This window comes from Acinetobacter ihumii (assembly GCF_900625095.1).
Lineage (GTDB): Bacteria > Pseudomonadota > Gammaproteobacteria > Pseudomonadales > Moraxellaceae > Acinetobacter > Acinetobacter ihumii.
This window is the reverse complement of record NZ_LR130760.1, coordinates 355386-374824: the sequence shown is the minus strand read 5'-3', so window position 1 is coordinate 374824 and position 19439 is coordinate 355386. Positions and strand designations below refer to the sequence as shown.

Here is a 19439-nt window from a genome sequence, read left to right as displayed (position 1 = left end):
TTGATTGAACGATTAGGAAATATCATGAAAGTCCAAGTTAAAATTTTAGATCAACGTTTAGGCAATGAATGGCCGTTACCATCTTATGCAACCACAGGTTCGGCAGGTTTGGACTTACGCGCCTGTATCGATGAAGCGATTCAGATTGAACCGGGTCAAACTGTTTTGGTTAAAACGGGTATGGCCATTTATATTCACGACACTGCTTTTGCCGGACTGATTTTGCCACGTTCAGGCTTGGGTCATAAGCATGGCATTGTATTGGGGAATCTGGTGGGCTTAATTGATTCAGATTATCAAGGCGAACTGATGGTTTCAGTCTGGAATCGTGGTCAGCACAGTTTTACTTTAGAACCGGGTGAGCGTTTGGCGCAGTACGTTCTGGTTCCAGTGGTGCAGGCTGAATTTGAACAAGTGGACGAATTTGTGGCTACAGATCGTGGTGCGGGTGGCTTTGGTCATACTGGAAAACAATAATTTAAGCGCCTGTTTAAACAGGCGTTTCTTTTTTTATATTGAATGTTTCAAAAAATTAGATTAAAACATCATTCTTCGTTTGTCTAAATGATTGACAAAAATGCGGTATATTTATTTTATGCCAAACACTGCTATTTTTATTTTTCAAAGTAGGCTTTGAATTAAAAGAAGATGCCTATGGATGCAATGCTTAATTTCCCCTTACATATTTTTCGTGCTTATGATATTCGCGGCAAGCTTACGGTCTTTACGCCACAAGTTGTTGCAGCAATTGCGTATGCATTGGCAGATCAATACCAAACTGCTGGTCAAAACAAAGTCGTGATCGGTTATGATGCACGGCTCAGTAGTCCCCAATATGCAGCCATTCTCACCACAATATTTGAAAAACAAGGGTTAGAGGTAATACAGCTCGGTTGTTGCTCGAGTCCTATGATGTATTTTATGGCGCGTGAAACTCAAGGAAATGGGGTGATGGTCACGGCAAGTCATAATCCAAAATCGGACAATGGTATTAAATGGATTTTACAGGGTGAACCGCCCACACCTGCGCAGATTGAACATATTGGCAATGTAGCAGCACATCAGCATGTTCGTGCGATTGAATTTCCACGAATTCGAGGACTCACTCACCAGATAAATACGGACTATTGTCTGCGCTACCAGCAAGGTTTGCTGGATGATATTCTGCTTGAACGACCTTTTAAAGTCGTTTTAGATGGATTGCATGGTTCGGCAGGACATTGTGCTGAAATTGTCTTGAAAAAATTAGGTTGTGAAGTCGTTGCTTTACGCTGTGAAGCCAATAGTGAATTTCCAGATCATGCACCTGATCCCTCTCAAGCCATTCATTTAGAAAAATTACAACACGCAGTGCTTAATCATCAAGCGGATATTGGGATTGCGCTAGATGGGGATGGTGATCGCTTAGTCATTATGGATGAACAGGCACATATTATTACCGCGGATCGTTTGATTTCTCTATTCGCACAAATGTGCCTAGAGCAGCATCCGCAAGCTGAAATTGTTTTTGATGTTAAATGCTCAAGTATGGTGACACAAACTGTTAATGACTTAGGCGGCATTGCAACCATGATCCGCACAGGCAGTAGTTTTCTGCGACGTTATTTATCCCAATCTCAGGGAAAAGCGGTTTTTGGTGGAGAATACGCAGGTCATTATGTATTTAATGATGGCCGAGGTTTTGGTTACGATGATGGCTTATATGCTGCACTGCGAGTCATGGAATATTTAAGCCAATTTCCAGAGCAATCCCTGTCGCAACTCTTGTCCGCTTTTCCTGAGCGTTATTCGACTGAGGATACTTACATTAGTACGCATCGGTCAGAACCCAAGACCGTGTTACAGGATATTGAAACCTTAAGTCATCATTCTAAAGCCCAACTGAGTAAAATTGATGGCATACGACTTGATTTTGACGATGGTTTTGGCATTATTCGAGCATCTAACACGGGCGAATACTTTACAGTCAGATTTGATGCCGCCAGTCCATTGCAATTGGCACAGATTCGACATCAGTTTGTTCGCATGTTGCAGGATAAATATCCTAAAATAGCGCAAGATATTTCAAACATCCATTAAGGAGAGGCGAATGCCACATCAGCATACTGGCATCGACAAAGCGAAAATATTGACCGAAGCTTTGCCGTACATTCAACGTTTTTCGGGTAAAACGCTAGTTGTGAAATATGGTGGCAATGCAATGACCGATCCTGAACTGGAAAGCTCATTTGCACGCGATATTGTGTTATTAAAAACTGTGGGTTTAAATCCAATCGTAGTACATGGTGGTGGTCCACAAGTTGATTCGCTCCTCAAACGTTTGGGGCAGGAGTCTGACCGTATTGATGGAATGCGTGTTACCGATGAAGCGACCATGGAAGTTGTGGAAATGGTGCTTGGTGGGAGTGTCAACAAATCCATTGTCAACCTGATCAATAAACACGGTGGCCGTGCCATTGGTTTAACAGGTAAGGATGGCAACTTGTTGCGTGCACGTAAATTGCTCATGGAAAAACAAGATGAGCAAGGTCAGGTGCAGCATATTGATCTGGGCATGGTCGGTGAAGTGGTTGGGGTAAAAACCGATGTGTTGGAAATGTTTACCCAAAGTGATTTCATTCCTGTGATCGCACCTTTAGGTGTCGATGAAGAGGGAAATACTTACAATATCAATGCAGATTTGGTCGCAGGTAAAGTCGCTGAAGCCTTAGGCGCTGAAAAACTGATTTTGCTCACCAACATCACGGGTGTACTGGATGAAAATAAAAATCTGCTGACTGGCTTAAGCACACAGGAAGTCGATCGTTTAATCGAAACCGGTGTGATTTATGGCGGTATGATTCCTAAGGTCGGCTGTGCCCTTGATGCGGTGAAAGGCGGCGTGGGGAGTGCGCATATTGTCGATGGTCGTGTACCGCATGCAACGTTACTGGAAATCTTTACAGATCATGGTGTCGGGACATTGATTACCAACCGACTTGCACATAAAGTTACGTATTAAATTTTTGTATTGTGTTTTATAAAGTCATCTTCGGATGACTTTTTTATTGGGTATAAAACGTCATTTTCCTGTCATGATCTTATCCTAGTGTAAGCATAATGATAAAAACAGGGTGACATTATGCTAGAAAAACTCAATCACTATCGCCAAAATTTTAGTCTGCCTTTAACTCGTCAAAAAACCAACCAAACTCAGTTTCGCTTTGACTGGGTGGATAACCTCAAAGAATTACAAGAAGTACAACGATTTCGTGCAGTTCAATTTAGTCAACAATTTGGTGTAAGCTTTGAAGATGGACTGGATCAAGATATTTATGATTTTGGCTGTGAACATGCAGTACTCAGAGAGAAATGGACTGGTGAGATTGTGGCCTATACGCGCCTTAAACTCTTTCAGGGACATGAACTGGCACACAGTTATAGTGCCACAGAGTTTGAAATTCTGCCGCATTTTTCACATTTGCCCAATGTTCTGGAGATTGGAAGAACTTGTGTACATCCTAGATTTCGCTCTGGCAAAGCGTTGTCGATGCTGTGGCTAAATTTAGTACCTAAAGTATTGTGGTCGATGCGCGCTAAATATTTGATGGGCTGTGTCAGTATCCATCTGCAAGACAATCTGGCTCGCGTTTATCATACCCATCAACAGATTCAAGGTCTTCATACAAATCAGACGATTCAGATTGCATCCAAAAATATGATTGAAATCCCCCGACCTGAATTTAGTTTTCCACAAGATGAACGTATGCCTAAATTATTTAAAATGTATCTGGATATGCAGTCAAAACTGTCTCGGCAAGCGTTTTATGATGTGCATTTTAACTGTCTAGATTATCTGGTTTTTCTGGAAGTGAATCAGGTGGCAAAGTCATTTGTCCTGAATAAACGTGTACAAAAATAAAGCAGATGACTAATTTTATATCAGGCTGGTTATAATCAGATTTGCAAGCGATTTCACAGTCATGCACAATACAACTCAGCCCTTTGCGTTTGAACTCTGTCTGCTATGTGCCAATTGCTCGGAATGAACTGTGCAACACCTACCGATATTACCTTTTCTTTTAAGGGGTTTTCGCAGCGGGCAGGGATTACCTCTGATCATTCAGATGGTTTTGGAATCGCATTTTTTGAAGATAAAGCCTGTCGTTTATTTGTCGATAATCAATCTGCGGTGGAATCACCTATTGCAGAGTTGGTGCGTAACTATCCAATCAAATCTCGCAATGTGATTGCACATATTCGTAAAGCCACACAAGGTAAAATTACACTGGAAAACTCGCATCCGTTTATTCGTGAACTGTGGGGCAGACAGTGGATTTTTGCACATAATGGCGATTTACATGATTTTGATCCGCATTTAACAGGTCGTTTTATTCCAATTGGCAACACAGATAGTGAACGTGCATTTTGCTATTTGCTGGATCAATTGGTTGAACATTTTGGCTATATTGAACCCAGCGTCATGCAAGTTTTTGAGGTATTAGAGCAGATTTCACCGAAAGTTGCGGAGTTTGGGACGTTTAATTATTGTTTGTCTAATGGTCAGGCATTATTTAGTTATGCGACCACCAAATTACACTGGCTAGTGCGTGAATATCCTTTTAAAGCAGCAAGATTGATTGATTTGGATGTTGAAGTCGATTTTAGTCAGGTTACAACTCCCCATGATCGCGTTGCGGTCATTACCACCGAACCTCTGACAAAAAATGAACAATGGATCTCTTACCAAGCAGGTGAAATGATCTTATTTCAAGATGGAAAACCGATTAAACATGCTCAAACACAGGTTGAGCGATTACAACGTGAACAAAAAAATCCTGAATTGAAACGTATCACACGTGCTGATCAATACTAACTTCAGTTTATTTTAAGATTAAATGTTTAAATTGATATTAATACAAAGCCTAATTTTTTCATTTAATGTTTAAAATGCTAAAATAATAGTTTTAAATGATGAATTTTATATATTTTAAATTTTAGAAAATAATAAAAATTATGTATTAATAATAAAATTGGTTAAAAAATAACTTATCTTTTTGCTCTGGATTATTTAATTATTATTTTTAAATCAAGTGATTAATGGCCTAATTAAGTTTTTGGCATAATCTTGACTAATTTGCTTTATTTTTATTTCAAAAAATAACATATATGATGTTGATATCTAATCATTGTTTTAGAAGTTGAGGTGGGTATGAAGTGGCTTCCTGAATATAATACGGGGATTGAAGTCATCGATGATCAACATAAACGCATCCTTGAATATATTAATGAACTTGAAGAAGTCAGAAAAACCCATGACAGGGCACAAACTAAAGATGTCTTATTAAACTTAATTGATTATACCCAGTCTCACTTCGCTTTTGAAGAAAGCTTACAGGAAGAGGCAAATTATAAGTACCGTGTACCTCATAAAAGAGTTCATGATTTATTTATAAAAAAAATTGAACATTATCGTGAACGATTTGAAATGGGACATAATGTTGAAGAAGAACTATATGAAGTCCTTTCAAAATGGCTGATTAACCATATTCAACATGATGATGCAGATTATGTTGGAGCGGTAAAAGAAAACATGATGGGAATTATTAAAGAAAAAGAGCAAAAAAAAGGGAAGGGATGGTTTGCACGATTCTTTTCCTAAGCTTTCTTGAAAAGCGGAGTGACTCGGCAAGATCTCGACAAAAGATAATAATAACAAGACTCAGCGCTGCAAATCATCGATCACACGATGATTTGCATTTTTTATTTTCAAACTTTGATTTTCATACTCGACAAAGGCAAAATATCCCCAGACTTCATATTAGGAATGAATGATGCAGGATTCAGCTTTCGCGCGGTGGTTGTCACCACTTATGGCGTTTTGCTTTACTTTTATTATTATTGCAGCTTTAGCATCGGCTGTGGGGATTCAGATCGACCGTCAACTGGATTTCTGGTTGCTATGGTTGGTTACTATGGTAATTTTGGCATTACCTGTATGTTATATGGAAATTGCACTAGCTAAACGTGCCAAGACAACTGCACTGAATGCATTATCCAGTTTAACCCGGGATGCCGATGCATCGCCCAAATGGCGTATTGTCGGGTGGCTCGCGGTTGTTTTTATTCCTTTTCTGGCTGGGGCTATTTTGTCTCATCTCGGGCTGGCTGCATCTGCAAGCGTAGGGCTTGATCTGAATGCACAAGTGATTTTTGTAGTGCTGGCCATAATTGCGTTGGTACTGTCATTTGTTCCACGTCAGATTTTAGTGATACTGATGATGTTAGGCGTTGCTGTCTCATTGCTCAGCTCTTTCGCAATAGCTCCTTCAGTTCATTGGCACTGGACACCAATCGAGTTTAAAGAATGGGGCAATGCGACTGTTCTGGCATTGGTGGCGACTGGTTTAGGCATGGGATTGTACTGGCAAAATAGCTTGCTACAGATTCAAAATACAGCACAAGCCAGTAAAACTGCTTTCCCAATCTGGATTGCTCAATTTGTTGCAGTGCTTGCATTTGGATTCTATTCGACACAATACCACCTATCAGTTTTAACTCTTGCTGTTGCAGGTGTGATGGCTGCGGCTTTGCTTTTACAATTGGCAAGAGAGCAATTACAACAGCGTCAGGTGCCATTGCTGATTCACTGGGCGGTATTGCTAATTACGCTCTTGATCTGGCTTCTTCCTAACATTCAATTTGAATTTAATATTTTACTGATGTTATGGGGCTTGTTGATTTGTTTGATTTATTCGGTCTTTGCGGGCTGGATTATGAAAATCAGCCATTTACGTAAATCAATGAATTTTAGTAACGAGCTTTTTTACAATCTTTGGCGGATTGCGGTTCGTATTGTATTACCATTGTCGATTGTTTTAGCAATGTTGTCGATTATTGGGCAGTTGTTCTCGTGAGTCAGGCTCAAGTCTGGGTGGCTTATGCCACACCGGATCAACAGTTCTTAATTGCGATCCCCTTTATCGAGGGGATGACTGCGGCAGAGGCAATTGATCAGAGTCACATTAGACAACAGATTAAGATTGAAGAACCCATGCAACTGGGTATTTTTGGTGTAAAAATTGATCGAGATAAAGTGTTAAAAGCAGGCGATCGTGTTGAAATTTATCGTCCCCTCACGATTCATCCGCAAGATATTCGGCGTAAGCGTGCCCAGAAAAATCCAGTGGGTCGTTTTCAGCGTGGTAATCGTTTTAAACAATCTGACTCATAGAAAGAACCCCTCAAGCGAGGGGTATCTTTTTATTTAAAAATCATTATAGTGGTGGGGCTGTTAAGATTGCTTCTTTAGATGCAGGTAAGCCAGGCTGAGTTTCTGGAATCGTATCTAAGCCTTCGATACTTTTGACAATCCCGGATTGATCAAAGTAAATTTTTAAATGCTGACCATGTGCAGCTGGAATTTTTGCTTTTTTAGCATAAGTTCCTGGAATATAGTTGTAGATATAGTCCCAGCGGAATGGATTTAAAGGATCTGTAACGGTTGGGCTACCGAGCAAAAAGCGGACTTGTTGAAAATTCATACCCACTTGAACTTTGGATGCTTGAGCTTTGGTTAATGGCGTTCCTTGAGGGATGTCAACTTTGTAGACACCTAAAGTTGAACAACCAGCAAGTAGTGAGGTGACGAATAACGCCAACATAAGTTTTTGCATTTTGCTACACTATCCCGATAAATTATGATGCATTTGACTTAGGGATAGATCATACTGCATCTCACTAAGATTGCCTATTCCAACTTTAAATTTGTTGAGAGACCTTTTTTTATGCCGATTTCCAATCAAGATTTACGTAAAGCTGGACTCAAAGTCACCCTGCCACGAATTAAGATTTTGGAATTATTAGAAAATTCAAAACAACATCATCTGAGTGCAGAAGATATTTATAAGACTTTGCTTGAGCAAGGTGAAGATGTAGGTCTCGCGACTGTTTACCGTGTATTAACACAATTTGAAGCTGCGGGTATTATCCAGCGTCATCATTTTGAAAATAATCATTCTGTGTTTGAAATTATGCAAGAAGATCATCACGATCATCTTGTATGTTTAAATTGCGGGAAAGTGGTTGAATTTACAAATGAAATTATTGAACATGAACAACATGTCGTGGCTGAAAAGCATGGTTTTACTTTAACTGGCCATTCCTTAAATTTATATGGTTATTGTGATGCAACTGAATGTCAGGAAGCATATCGTAAAAAGCAATAAAATCACATAAATACAACAAATTAAAAGAGGAAGCCGAGGCTTCCTTTTTTTGCATTTATAGGATGCCTAATCTGAAATAAGATAAAATTACTATGGGATTTAGTTTATGGAATAGCCGTCAGCGTTGGCAAAACACGTGCCACTCTTTTATATCGCACCTGAATTACGTGTGATATCCATTTCGTTAAATCCAATTGGCCAACAAACCACTTTTACTCTGTAAAGCGGGTGTATTAACCCTCACCAAGTGAATCACGTAAATCTTTGAGCTTTAAAGACCGAATTGGGGAATCATAAAGCTTAATGTTATACCGTATAACAGATATATAACGGCTTATCCTGATAAGTCTCATTATCAATGATCCAGACAGATAAAGAATAATCACTAAATTGATAATAAAAAAGCCCTAATCATTGAAGATTAAGGCTTTTGGTCTTATATACCATCATGTGTCGGTATATAAATTTAAGAATTTGGTGGAGATGGCGGGAGTTGAACCCGCGTCCGCCAGCACTACACTCGAGAATACTACATGCTTAGATATCGTCTATTGTTTTAACACCAAGTGACCCGACGAACAGGGTACAAGTTGCGATCCTCTAAGTTTGGTATAAAGCCCCGAGGCTTGACTCTATACGGACTTGTGTGCGTGCGCTTCGGTCGGGTTCCCAGACCACAAGTATTCTAGGAAGCGGACAAGCGGCCCTTAGGCAGCTAGAGCGTAAGTTTCGTCGTTTGCGACTATTTAAAATGCAAATTTTATTTACGAGAGGAAATGCGCTCTCGGCATGCATCTATGAGCTTCATCACCAGCGTCGAAGCCAATAACATCCCCAGACGAGTTCGTACATCATAACACAGGCATAAAAAATTGCTATTCAATTTATAAGCAACTAGATTCTACCAATGTATTTAAATTTATAATTGCGCTAATATTTTATTTTTCAAGTCCATTTATAACAAATATGAGCTATTTACTTGCACTCGATCAGGGAACGACTTCTAGCCGCGCGATTATTTTTGATGAACAGGGACGCGTTCATGCAACAGCTCAACGTGAAACAAAAATAAAAACCCCATACTCAGGCTGGGTCGAACAAGATGCTGACGAAATCTGGTCAAGCCAGATAGCAGTGGTACAGCAAGCATTTGCTTCTGCACATATTTTGGCAAAAGATATTAAAGCAATTGGATTGACCAACCAGCGTGAAACGACAGTCGTATGGGATAAACGTACAGGTAAGGCACTCGCACCTGCAATTATCTGGCAAGACCGCCGTGCCACAGAGTGGTGTAATGCTTTAATCCATCAAGAGCTACAAGATAAAGTTCATCACAAAACAGGGCTGAGAATTGACCCTTACTTTAGTGCAGGTAAATTAGTCTGGTTACTTGAGCATGTCGAAGGTTTAAGGGTATTGGCAGAGCAAGGTCATGTTGCTTTTGGAACAATTGACAGCTGGTTAATCTGGAATTTAACGCAAGGAGCAGAACATGTAATTGAAGTGAGCAATGCTTCAAGAACGATGCTGATGAACCTTCAAAGCCAAAGCTGGGATGAAGAATTACTTGAGTTATTTCATATTCCAGCTGCGGTACTTCCCACCATTATTTCATCTGATGCGTACATTGCAGACACCGCGCAAGGCTTGCTCGGAAGTACCATTCCAATTGCTGGGGTTTTAGGTGATCAGCAAGCAGCCTTGTTTGGACAATCCTGTTTTGAAACAGGAACAGCAAAAAATACCTATGGAACTGGTTGTTTTATGTTGTTTAACACAGGTGAGGAACTACAATTTAGCCAAAATCAACTGCTGACGACACTGGCATGGCAATGTCAAGATCAAACCCGTTATGCGCTCGAAGGCAGTGTATTCATGGCTGGGGCAATTGTGCAATGGCTCCGTGATGGATTGGGGATTATCCAAAGTAGTGTTCAGGTTGAACAATTAGCCAATCAGGTTAAAAGTAGTGATGGTGTCGTATTGGTTCCTGCTTTTACAGGCTTGGGTGCGCCTCATTGGGACAGTGAGGCACGCGCACTACTCTGTGGGATGTCACGCGGAACGAATAAGGCTCACATTGCACGAGCAGCGCTTGAATCTATCGCTTTTCAGGTATCCGATGTGCTTTGTGCCATGCAATCGGATTTATCCAAACCCTTAAAAGAGTTAAGAGTTGATGGTGGTGCCAGTCAGAATGATATGTTGATGCAATTTCAAGCTGATATTTTAAATGTTCCTGTATTACGTCCCAAGATGCTGGAGTCTACCGCATGGGGCGCGGCGGCAATGGCGGGTTTAAAATCTGGTGTTTTTTCAAATCTGGATGAAATAGCAGAATCTTGGCAGCTTGATCGTGCTTTTGAACCACAAATGAATGAAGACGAACGCTCTCATCATCTTGAGCTGTGGCGCCGTGCATTGCAACGTGCCAAGTCAGATTTATATTAATTTGACAATGAGTTATAGCTGATTGATTTGAGGTTAATCTGAAATGGAAAGTTTAAGAATATTTCTCTACTCAACAATTGAAGCATTGGATTGGTGTTTTTTTATTCAGTTGATATTGATGGAGCATTTAAAAATTTATTTCACAAAAATAGTGCAACTTGTGCTCAAAAGAGGGGCATTTGATACAAATTTATTCTCTATAAAAGTTAAAAAATTAAATTAGAAAAATTTAAGTCCATCAAAAGACGTGTAAATTTAAAAAAATTGACAACATGGCATAAACATTGCTTTAATATTTATTGAGAGTATAAGCTGTCAACATATTGAGCTATTCATTATGTGGGTCATTGCTCTAGACGATACTGTAGATACCAGATTTTTATCAAACAGGGCAGTAACGTTTAGCGTGACTCAATTGAATGTTCGACCCATTTCATGAAATTGAGTTACATCATTAAAGTTGATTTTTTAATGTGAGTAACAAGCATGAACAGTTTAAATACCAGTAATACCGAATTTTCCTTAGAAGAATTAAAAAAAGAATCTGTAATGGGCGTGATGGGAACCGAAACCCAACGCGAAGTACGGATTATTGATCTGAGTGATTTTGAACAGCGCAAACATGAAATTGCAGATCAACTTTGGGATGCCGCAGTTGAAATCGGTTTCTTTCAAGTTTCTAATCATGGTATTCCCCAAGCAGAAATCCAGCATGCATTTGGTTTAGCTGAACAATTTTTTGCCTTACCTCGTGATGTCAAAGCTCAGTATCCATTAAATCGTAATGCGGGTTGGGAAAGCAAAGCACAAATTCGCCCATCGACTAAAACACCGGATCAAAAAGAATCGTATCAGATTACGCGTCCACGTATGACTAATCTCTGGCCAACCCAACAAGAGTTGCCTGATTTTAAAGCGCAAGTATTGAATTTTGAAAGCCAATGCTGGTCTGTAGGTATGAAAATTCTGTCTTGTTTTGCTTATAAAATGGGCTTTTCTGAAGATTTCTTTACCTTGGCACATGACCCGTCAAAAGAAACTTATCAAAGTACCTTGCGGATGTTGCATTATTTTGCAGTCGATCCAGCACTTAAAGATGAGCTAGGTTTATGGCGTGCAGGTGCACATACCGATTTTGATTGTTTAACCTTATTGTTCCAGCAAAAAGGACAGGGCGGTTTGCAGGTTTGTCCAGGCAAAGAAATGGAGAATCGTGCCTGGACTTCAATTGAGCCGCGCGAAGATTTAATCACGTGTAACATTGGTGATATGTTGATGCGTTGGAGCGATGATGTTTTACCATCCAATTTCCATCGTGTAAAAAATCCAGCAGATCATGAATACCAAGGTGCACGTTATAGTTTGGCATTTTTCTGTCAAGCCAATGAGGATGTATTGATTCAAAGTCCAAAAGGTAAATATCCAGACATTACTGCAAAAGATTATTTGGCACAGCGCATCAGTGCAAATTTCTCTGGTAAGTATTAAGTTTAGCTTTAATTTTCGATCTGAATGAGCGGCTCTAGGGCTGCTTTTTTTATGATTTATTTGCGAGAAAAACAAAAAGAAAAACATTGTCATAAGTAAGTTGAACTTGCTAGCATCAATTGAGGTTTTTAATAGAAGTGGGTGCTATGTCTTCGGGACAACAAGTTCTAATTAAGCTTAGAAAAATGATTATTGCAGGTGAGCTTGAGGGAGGCAGTCGTATAGCAGAAATTCCTACCGCTGAAATGCTGGGAGTATCTCGTCAACCGATAAGGATGGCTTTTCGCCTACTCGAACAGGAAGGATTACTCATTAAGAATCCGACACGGGGCTATATTATCCGTGAAATTTCGGATGACTTGATACAAGATGCACTCGAAGTTCGTGGTGTACTTGAAGGTTTGGCTGCGAAAACTTTGGCGGAAAAGGGCATCAATGAAGAACAGAAAAAGACTTTAAAGCACTGTATTGAGCAAACTGAAAAGTTATTTGAAGGTAAAACTGAATTTGGCGATGACGAGCTAGAACAATATCATCATTACAATGTGATTTTTCACGATATCATTATTCAAGGCGCAGGTAATGTTGCTTTAATGCAGGCATTAGCGAAAAATAATCAATTGCCAATGGCCTCTGCACAAGCACTGACCTATGATCAATCTCGTGCTTTATCAGAATATCGCCGTTTACATTACGCTCATTTGCAGCATTGTTCTATTTATGATGCCTTAGTCCAACGGCAGGCAGGACGTGCAGAAAATTTGATGCGAGAGCATAGTTCTGTGGTCATGCTTGGCGAAACAGTCAAACATATTTTGTCGCTATAAACTAGAAAAACTCCTACACATGCTTCTGATCAAATGTATAGGAGTAAAAATTTAAAAGTTAAGTCAGGTCGATGACTAAATTCTTGGTTTTTGCGCGTGAGCAACATGGGGTAAATTGATTGTTTAAGGCATGTTCATCATCGGTCATAAATACATCACGATGATCAGGTATCCCTGCAACCACACGTATCATACAGGTTCCGCAAATTCCTTGCTCACAGGAAACTGGCACATCAAAACCATTTTCCAGTAAAGCCTGAGTTGCGGTTTGATGTGGATGAACTTCGATTTTAAGATCTGAGCCAAGCACTTCGATGGTAAATGCTTTATTTTCACTTTCATTAATTTGTTGCGCGACAAAATGTTCCTGATGTAACTGCTCAGGCGACCAACCTGCTTGCTGGGCAGAATCCATAACAAATTGCATAAAACCCGTTGGACCGCAGACATATAAATGTCGTTGTGTTGAAATATTTTTTAGCACTTGTTTCATATCACATTGTGTTTCGGGTTGATCTTGAATATGAAAATGAATTTGCTCGGCAAAATGTTCAGTCAAATTGCCATAGAATGCGATCATTTCATGACTGCGTACAAAATAATGCAATTCAAAAGGAATCTGCTGATGTTTTAAACGATAGGCCATCGCTAAAATTGGCGTGATGCCAATTCCCCCAGCAAATAAAACAGCCTGTTTGGTATTTGGATGAAGCTCAAATAAATTACGTGGTTCTCCAATGGTCAATCGATCGCCTTCTTGATATTCAGTATGGATACAGCGTGAACCACCTCTTGAGTTGTCATCATGCAAAACTCCAATCACATAACGATGCGTTTCACTGCAACAATTGGAGAGCGAGTATTGTCGTATCAAGCCATTTTTAAGATGAACATCAATATGCGCACCTGCCTCAAACGAGGGTAACGCAACTGGAGTTGCGGATATCAATTCAAAAGCACGAATATTTGCAGTCAGTTGATGAATTTTATTGATGATCACGTCCATGTGAGGAATTCCTTAAATTACACGAATATTGGGAAATTTACGGTTTTGTTTTTCAGGAGAGGGAGTATTTTCCTGAGCAAGTAAGCGTTCAATCACTTTACGGGACTGTACGCCACCTGCATCAATATTCAGCATCAGTAACTGACGTTGTGGATTACGTAAAATATTTTGCTGTTGTTGCTCCAGCATTTCTAAATCTTCGGTAAAGATTTTGCCTTGACCTTCACGAATTTGATCGGTCAGTGCAGTATTGTCTGGCTGGAAATTACGTGCCATGCCCCAAAAATACCAATGGGATGTTTCTGTTTCTGGGGTAATAAAATCGACAACGATCGAAGATACTTTTTTATCTTTGGGCGCGTGATAACCGCCATGACCTGCATGTGCGACACCTACTTCGATATGGACGTTACTGGGTGCGAAAAAATGACACCGCTGCCATCGATCCACGGCCACATCATCGGCTAAGTGATTGCCACGTAATGCCATTTGCCAAAATGGTGGGGCAGATACATGGTCCATATAACGTTCAGTAATGACATGATCACCTTCTACTTTAGTTGTTGGTAATGATTCGTCAATTTCCTTTTGACCAATGCTGCTCGAATGCACATAGGTTTCATGAGTTAAATCCATAAGGTTATCGATCATGAGGCGATAATCACATTGGATATGAAACAGACCGCCTCCATAACGCCATTCGGGGTTATCTGCCCATTCTAAAACAGGCAAATCGGCTTCGTTGGCTAAGGCTTTTTCACCTGGCCAGACCCAGATAAACCCCATTTTTTCTACGACAGCGTAAGATTTATTACAAGGGAAACCTGCGACACGTTGTGCTGGCATAGAGATGGTTTTGCCTTCGCAGCCCATGACTAGACCATGATAACCGCAGACCAGATTGCCATCTTCAACATAACCTAAAGACAATGGCGCACCGCGATGTGGACAAAAATCTTCAACTGCTGCGACTTTATTTTCTTTACCACGATAGAAAACAATTTTTTCTCCACAAATGGTACGACCAAGAGGCTTATCCTGAATTTCCTCAGGACGGCAGGCAACATACCAGGCATTTTTTATAAACATGTGTGACGACTCCTTATCACTTATTGGATCCAATTTATGTGTTTTGAAAATTCACGTCAAGTCATGATTTAGGAGGATTTTTGTCTAATCATAATTATATGCTTGTAATTTAAAATAAATTATTTTTTATAAAACTTTATGATTAAATCAGAAGTGCTTAGCTATGATTTTTGTTGCTTGTCTTGAGGTCATTTTTACTTTTTTTATTTATCATAATTAACAATTATTTAAGTAAGATTTTTTATAGATAAAGTATTTCTAATACGATAATCGCACAAAAATTTTTCTAAAAAATTGATTTTATGGATCCAGTATTGTATTGGTATTGCTATTGAGCAGGAAGCTCCAAAAAATAGATCCAGCTATTTTTTGCAATTAAATTATTCCTTCAGGCAATTATGGATACGGATATGCATAATCACCCAACATCTCATGATGGAGTGTCGTGTGTATCTCTTTTCCAGATTGGGAGATATGCAAATGGAAAGAGATGTCCTTCGTGAAATCAATCAAAATCAAATGAGCCGTTATCAATGGTTTGTCATTACGATTTGTCTTTGTCTTAATATTATTGATGGCTTTGATGTCATGGTTATGGCATTTACCGCACCTTCTGTTTCAGCCGAATGGTCTCTTTCAGGGGCACAAATTGGATTGCTGTTGAGTTCAGGTTTGTTTGGTATGGCCGCCGGTTCCATTTTTTTAGCACCACTTGCCGATAAAATTGGTCGACGATTGCTCATTTTAGTTTGTCTAAGCATTGCAGGATTGAGCATGATGGCATGTGCCTTTGTACATAGTCATGAGATGCTGGCAGTACTACGTTTTATTACAGGTGTAGGGGTGGGTGGTATTTTGGCAAGTAGTAATGTCCTTGCCAGTGAATATGCCAATGCGCGCTGGAGAAGTCTTGCGGTAAGTTTAATGTCAACAGGCTACGGTATTGGTGCAACGTTGGGAGGCGTTTTATCACTGGTTTTGATTGAACACTTGGGGTGGCGTTCGATATTTTTGGCAGGTGGTATGACCACTATCTTGATGTTATTGATTAGTCTATGGGTATTGCCTGAATCACTTGATTATTTGTTTGCCAAAAAACCAAAACAAGCATTAGAAAAAGTCAACGCGGTCATGCAACGGATGCAATTCAATCTGCTGTCGGCGTTACCACACTATGAAAAAAATCATCAACATAAAGGATCAGAAATTGCCAAGCTCTTTAAAGGTCAACTTGGATTTCAAACTTTGTGCTTATGGTTTGCTTTTTTTATGGTGATGTTTGGTTTCTATTTTGTTATGAGCTGGACACCTAAGATTTTAATTTCAATGGGAATGTCACCAGAGCAAGGTGTGAGCACAGGTATTTTAATTAGTATCGGCGGTATTTTTGGTGCTGCAATTATTGGTCTTTTGGCATCACGTATTAAAATCTTTTATGCCCTGAGTATATTTTTGGGATTAACTGCCGTGTGTGTCTGGTTATTTGTGGCGGTTTCTTCGCAAGTCAGTATTGCACTTATTGTAGGACTGTTACTTGGCACACTGATTAATGGTTGTGTCGCAGGTTTATATTCAATTTCACCCACAATTTACGATGCAGAAATTCGTAGTCGTGGAGTGGGCTATGCGATTGGTTTCGGTCGTATCGGTGCGATTTTATCTCCAACGGTTGCGGGTATTTTTCTGGATCAGGGAATATCACCTGCAACGTTGTATGCGTATTACGGCATTGTTTTTATTCTCGCAATTTTTCTGATTCTAAGCTTGGCTAAAGCCTTTTATCGTCAACAGTCAGATCAAGCTTATTTATTAAAAACAACACCTTAATCTTATATAAACTTAATTGTAGAGACAAAAAATGAAAAAGACATCCATATGGGTGGGGATCTGCTTGTGTCCATTATTTGCCCCACTAGCACATGCTGAGTTTATTGCGGATAGTCAAGCCGAGTTAACCTTAAGAAATTATTATTTTGATCGTGAATATAAAAAAGATCCATATCCATACACAGCTGCTCGGGACTGGGCGCAAGGTCTTATTTTTAAAGGACAGTCAGGTTATACCGAAGGCGCGCTAGGTTTTGGTGTTGATGTCTTGGCCATGGCAGGCTTTAATTTGTTGGGTGATCATGCGGATGATTACGCACGAAGTGGTTTGTTGCAGGTCAATTCGGATAATACACGTGATGACTATTATGGGAAAATAGGTATCACTGGAAAGGCAAAGTATCGCCAGAATGAACTGTTTGTGGGAGATTTGGTTCCTTTATTGCCGACCATTTTTTCATCGCCCGCACGGCTTTTTCCTCAGACTTATCGTGGGGTGCGACTTCTTTCGACGGAAATTCCAAATTTACAGTTGGAAGGATTTTATGTTGATGAAGTAAGGCAACGTGATTCAAACCGTTATACCGATGTCGGTATTGACAATATTAATCGTCGTTTTGAAAAGGTCGCAACCGCAGATTATTTCTATAGTATTGGGGGAGCCTACCATTTTAAAAACTATCGGGTACGTGCTTATCAGTCAGAACTTCAAGACATTTATCAGCAACAATTTTTAGGATTCAATGGAAAACAACCACTCAATGATCTGCTCAATTTTTTAAGTGATGTGCGTTTTTTTAATAGTGAAGATACGGGGTCGCGTAAAGTTGGCAACGTCGATAACCGTCATTTAAGTGGTTTATTTGGATTGAACTATCAAAACCATACGCTTTCTTTGGGTTATATGCAGGCATTTGGCTCAACAGGCTTACCATTTTTGTCTGGAACAGAAAGCCCCGTGGTGCTGGATTTTATGAGTTCAGATTATTCCAATAAAGACGAGAAAGTGTATTCCGTCCGTTATGAATATGACTTTAAAGATGTTCGAATGGGTGATATGTCATTGAATGGTCTACGTTTTATGACACGTTATGCTCAAGGCGAAGATATTGACTTGCTAAACTATGCAGATCAGCGTTTTAAAGAGGACTCGTTAGAGTTTGATTTGGGTTATCGTATTCCAGATGGGAGGTTTAAAGGGCTTGGACTGAGGGCACGTTTTTCTCACTATCGTAATGATATGCCTACCAATATGACTTTTCATTCAGCCAATGAAACACGCATAAATGTCGATTATAGCTTTAAGTTTTAATTGATTTAAGAAACTGTTGAGCCTAACTCTAAAAAGATAAGATCATTTAGATCTTATCTTTTCATTGTGGATTATTCCATTTCTAATGGAGTATTCCATGCGTCATATTGATAGACCCAATCTGCATTTCCTTGTTGTTTCATCCATTGATTACCACGTGAACCCAACTGAATTTGTGCAGTGCGTTGCTGACGAGTTTTTTCATAGATTTTAAGCGCTTGTTGAGCTTGCTGCTGGTTTTTTGCATTTTGTAAACTGCGACCAAGAACTACGGCATCTTCAATTGCCATCCCTGCACCTTGCGCCATAAAAGGAAGCATGGGATGACAGGCATCTCCCAATAAGGTCACGGTTCCGATTGACCACGCAGGAAGTGGATCACGTTCATACAAGGCACTTTTTAAAGTGCTTTCACAGGCATCCAAAAGTGCTTTAGCATCAGGGTGGAAGTCTTTGTAAAATTCACGTAGTTCATTGACATCACCAGCACTGGTCCATGACTCTTCTGTCCAGCTTTCCTGACCTGTTGTCGCAAAAATAAAGGTATCTTTACCCTGATTCAGTGGAAAAGTTACAATTTGCTGTTCTGGAACTGGCCCCCACCATTTAGTAAACGCTTCTATTTCGGGGACATGTTTGACTTTTTCAGTCGGGACGACAGAGCGGAATGATACAATTCCGGTAAAACGAGGAGATTCCTCACCAAATAGTGCGGTACGAACTCGAGAATGTATACCATCAGCACCGACAACAATGTCAAATTCTTGCGTTGAACCATCTTCAAAATGAAGTTGTACACCATTTTCATGTTGCTTCAAAGTTTTTAATTTTTTGGAAAACTCAATATTTTCAATTGGAAACAAGGCAGCAAGGGCATTAATAATATCGGCACGGTGAATGGTGACTTGTGGCGCGCCATAACGCTGTTCGGCATCCTGACTCATGCCAAGTCGAGAGGTCTCTAAGCTTGTATCCCAATCGCGGCTGATCCGATAGGTTGGCATGGCTCCCAATTTTCGGATAGCTTCACCCGCACCTAAACCATCAATCGCTCGAACCACATTGGGAGTGAGGTTGATATCGGCACCTACTCTGGAGAAACCAGATGCCTGTTCAAACACGGTGACCTCGTGCCCATATTTTCTTAACGCAATTGCAGCAGCTAAACCACCGACCCCACCACCGATTATTGCAATTTTTAAAGCACTCATACCTGAACCTACTATTTG

Annotated in this window: 18 protein-coding genes and 1 other RNA gene; 14 read left to right on the top strand and 5 right to left on the bottom strand. The window is 39.9% G+C overall.

Annotated elements, in window-relative coordinates:
* Positions 1–24 precede the first annotated feature (24 nt).
* The 8 genes from dut to E0D95_RS01645 all read left to right on the top strand — a co-directional run bounded on the left by dut (position 25) and on the right by E0D95_RS01645 (position 7213).
* On the top strand, positions 25–477 hold the full coding sequence (gene dut / locus E0D95_RS01685) for a dUTP diphosphatase (RefSeq protein WP_130802252.1): 453 nt from the start codon (positions 25–27) through the stop codon (positions 475–477).
* 177 nt (positions 478–654) lie between these two features.
* Positions 655–2079: a phosphomannomutase/phosphoglucomutase gene (locus E0D95_RS01680; RefSeq protein WP_130802251.1), complete on the top strand. Its 1425-nt coding sequence runs from the start codon at positions 655–657 to the stop codon at positions 2077–2079.
* Between the two features lie 10 nt (positions 2080–2089).
* The gene (gene argB / locus E0D95_RS01675; protein WP_130802250.1) at positions 2090–3001 is read left to right on the top strand and encodes an acetylglutamate kinase; all 912 of its coding nucleotides are present in this window, start codon (positions 2090–2092) and stop codon (positions 2999–3001) included.
* Between the two features lie 120 nt (positions 3002–3121).
* Positions 3122–3901 carry a GNAT family N-acetyltransferase gene (locus E0D95_RS01670; protein WP_130802249.1) on the top strand — a complete coding sequence of 260 codons (780 nt, stop codon included), beginning with the start codon at positions 3122–3124 and terminating at the stop codon, positions 3899–3901.
* 105 nt (positions 3902–4006) lie between these two features.
* Positions 4007–4855 (top strand): class II glutamine amidotransferase, encoded by an 849-nt coding sequence (locus E0D95_RS01665; protein ID WP_130802248.1) that lies wholly within the window; start codon positions 4007–4009, stop codon positions 4853–4855.
* Between the two features lie 330 nt (positions 4856–5185).
* Positions 5186–5641, top strand: a complete 456-nt coding sequence (locus E0D95_RS01660; RefSeq protein WP_130802247.1) for a bacteriohemerythrin — start codon at positions 5186–5188, stop codon at positions 5639–5641.
* 172 nt (positions 5642–5813) lie between these two features.
* Complete coding sequence (locus E0D95_RS01650; protein ID WP_130802246.1) at positions 5814–6896, top strand: SLC5/6 family protein; 1083 nt, start codon at positions 5814–5816, stop codon at positions 6894–6896.
* Positions 6893–7213 (top strand): RnfH family protein, encoded by a 321-nt coding sequence (locus E0D95_RS01645; protein ID WP_130802245.1) that lies wholly within the window; start codon positions 6893–6895, stop codon positions 7211–7213. Before E0D95_RS01650 ends, E0D95_RS01645 begins: the two co-directional genes overlap by 4 nt.
* Before the next feature lie 43 nt (positions 7214–7256).
* On the opposite strand, the gene E0D95_RS01640 is transcribed toward E0D95_RS01645, so the two are convergent.
* A complete protein-coding gene (locus tag E0D95_RS01640) occupies positions 7257–7655 on the bottom strand; it encodes an outer membrane protein assembly factor BamE (RefSeq protein WP_130802244.1) in 399 nt (132 codons plus the stop codon).
* 111 nt (positions 7656–7766) lie between these two features.
* On the opposite strand from E0D95_RS01640, the gene fur reads away from it, so the two are divergent.
* Entirely contained in the window at positions 7767–8207 is a 441-nt protein-coding gene (gene fur / locus E0D95_RS01635) for a ferric iron uptake transcriptional regulator (RefSeq protein ID WP_130802243.1), read from the top strand.
* A gap of 475 nt (positions 8208–8682) precedes the next feature.
* Here fur and ssrA read toward each other — a convergent pair.
* Positions 8683–9043, bottom strand: a transfer-messenger RNA (tmRNA) gene (ssrA, locus tag E0D95_RS01630).
* Positions 9044–9173: 130 nt separating this feature from the next.
* Between ssrA and glpK the strand changes: the two genes are divergently transcribed.
* The 3 genes from glpK to E0D95_RS01615 all read left to right on the top strand — a co-directional run bounded on the left by glpK (position 9174) and on the right by E0D95_RS01615 (position 12976).
* Positions 9174–10661 (top strand): glycerol kinase GlpK, encoded by a 1488-nt coding sequence (glpK, locus tag E0D95_RS01625; RefSeq protein WP_130802242.1) that lies wholly within the window; start codon positions 9174–9176, stop codon positions 10659–10661.
* Between the two features lie 486 nt (positions 10662–11147).
* A complete protein-coding gene (locus E0D95_RS01620; RefSeq protein WP_130802241.1) occupies positions 11148–12149 on the top strand; it encodes an isopenicillin N synthase family dioxygenase in 1002 nt (333 codons plus the stop codon).
* Positions 12150–12295: 146 nt separating this feature from the next.
* The gene (locus tag E0D95_RS01615; protein ID WP_130802240.1) at positions 12296–12976 is read left to right on the top strand and encodes a GntR family transcriptional regulator; all 681 of its coding nucleotides are present in this window, start codon (positions 12296–12298) and stop codon (positions 12974–12976) included.
* A gap of 58 nt (positions 12977–13034) precedes the next feature.
* On the opposite strand, the gene E0D95_RS01610 is transcribed toward E0D95_RS01615, so the two are convergent.
* Both E0D95_RS01610 and E0D95_RS01605 read right to left on the bottom strand, forming a co-directional pair.
* Positions 13035–13982 (bottom strand): PDR/VanB family oxidoreductase, encoded by a 948-nt coding sequence (locus tag E0D95_RS01610; protein ID WP_130802239.1) that lies wholly within the window; start codon positions 13980–13982, stop codon positions 13035–13037.
* Positions 13983–13994: 12 nt separating this feature from the next.
* Positions 13995–15071, bottom strand: coding sequence for an aromatic ring-hydroxylating dioxygenase subunit alpha (locus E0D95_RS01605; protein ID WP_130802238.1), 1077 nt, complete (start codon positions 15069–15071; stop codon positions 13995–13997).
* A 480-nt stretch (positions 15072–15551) separates the two neighbouring features.
* On the opposite strand from E0D95_RS01605, the gene E0D95_RS01600 reads away from it, so the two are divergent.
* The gene (locus E0D95_RS01600) at positions 15552–16898 is read left to right on the top strand and encodes an MFS transporter (RefSeq protein ID WP_130802237.1); all 1347 of its coding nucleotides are present in this window, start codon (positions 15552–15554) and stop codon (positions 16896–16898) included.
* A gap of 31 nt (positions 16899–16929) precedes the next feature.
* Positions 16930–18210, top strand: coding sequence for an OprD family outer membrane porin (locus E0D95_RS01595; protein WP_130802236.1), 1281 nt, complete (start codon positions 16930–16932; stop codon positions 18208–18210).
* A gap of 71 nt (positions 18211–18281) precedes the next feature.
* Here E0D95_RS01595 and E0D95_RS01590 read toward each other — a convergent pair whose 3' ends face one another.
* Entirely contained in the window at positions 18282–19421 is a 1140-nt protein-coding gene (locus tag E0D95_RS01590) for an FAD-dependent monooxygenase (protein WP_130802235.1), read from the bottom strand.
* Between the last annotated feature and the right edge of the window lie 18 nt (positions 19422–19439).

Excerpts from the sequence above, each read along its gene's own strand:
- dut (WP_130802252.1), top strand. The coding sequence starts at position 25 with ATGAAAGTCCAAGTTAAAATTTTAGATCAACGTTTAGGCAATGAATGG.
- E0D95_RS01680 (WP_130802251.1), top strand. The coding sequence starts at position 655 with ATGGATGCAATGCTTAATTTCCCCTTACATATTTTTCGTGCTTATGAT.
- argB (WP_130802250.1), top strand. The coding sequence starts at position 2,090 with ATGCCACATCAGCATACTGGCATCGACAAAGCGAAAATATTGACCGAA.
- E0D95_RS01670 (WP_130802249.1), top strand. The coding sequence starts at position 3,122 with ATGCTAGAAAAACTCAATCACTATCGCCAAAATTTTAGTCTGCCTTTA.
- E0D95_RS01665 (WP_130802248.1), top strand. The coding sequence starts at position 4,007 with ATGTGCCAATTGCTCGGAATGAACTGTGCAACACCTACCGATATTACC.
- E0D95_RS01650 (WP_130802246.1), top strand. The coding sequence starts at position 5,814 with ATGCAGGATTCAGCTTTCGCGCGGTGGTTGTCACCACTTATGGCGTTT.
- E0D95_RS01640 (WP_130802244.1), bottom strand. The coding sequence starts at position 7,655 with ATGCAAAAACTTATGTTGGCGTTATTCGTCACCTCACTACTTGCTGGT.
- fur (WP_130802243.1), top strand. The coding sequence starts at position 7,767 with ATGCCGATTTCCAATCAAGATTTACGTAAAGCTGGACTCAAAGTCACC.
- glpK (WP_130802242.1), top strand. The coding sequence starts at position 9,174 with ATGAGCTATTTACTTGCACTCGATCAGGGAACGACTTCTAGCCGCGCG.
- E0D95_RS01620 (WP_130802241.1), top strand. The coding sequence starts at position 11,148 with ATGAACAGTTTAAATACCAGTAATACCGAATTTTCCTTAGAAGAATTA.
- E0D95_RS01615 (WP_130802240.1), top strand. The coding sequence starts at position 12,296 with ATGTCTTCGGGACAACAAGTTCTAATTAAGCTTAGAAAAATGATTATT.
- E0D95_RS01610 (WP_130802239.1), bottom strand. The coding sequence starts at position 13,982 with ATGGACGTGATCATCAATAAAATTCATCAACTGACTGCAAATATTCGT.
- E0D95_RS01605 (WP_130802238.1), bottom strand. The coding sequence starts at position 15,071 with ATGTTTATAAAAAATGCCTGGTATGTTGCCTGCCGTCCTGAGGAAATT.
- E0D95_RS01600 (WP_130802237.1), top strand. The coding sequence starts at position 15,552 with ATGGAAAGAGATGTCCTTCGTGAAATCAATCAAAATCAAATGAGCCGT.
- E0D95_RS01595 (WP_130802236.1), top strand. The coding sequence starts at position 16,930 with ATGAAAAAGACATCCATATGGGTGGGGATCTGCTTGTGTCCATTATTT.
- E0D95_RS01590 (WP_130802235.1), bottom strand. The coding sequence starts at position 19,421 with ATGAGTGCTTTAAAAATTGCAATAATCGGTGGTGGGGTCGGTGGTTTA.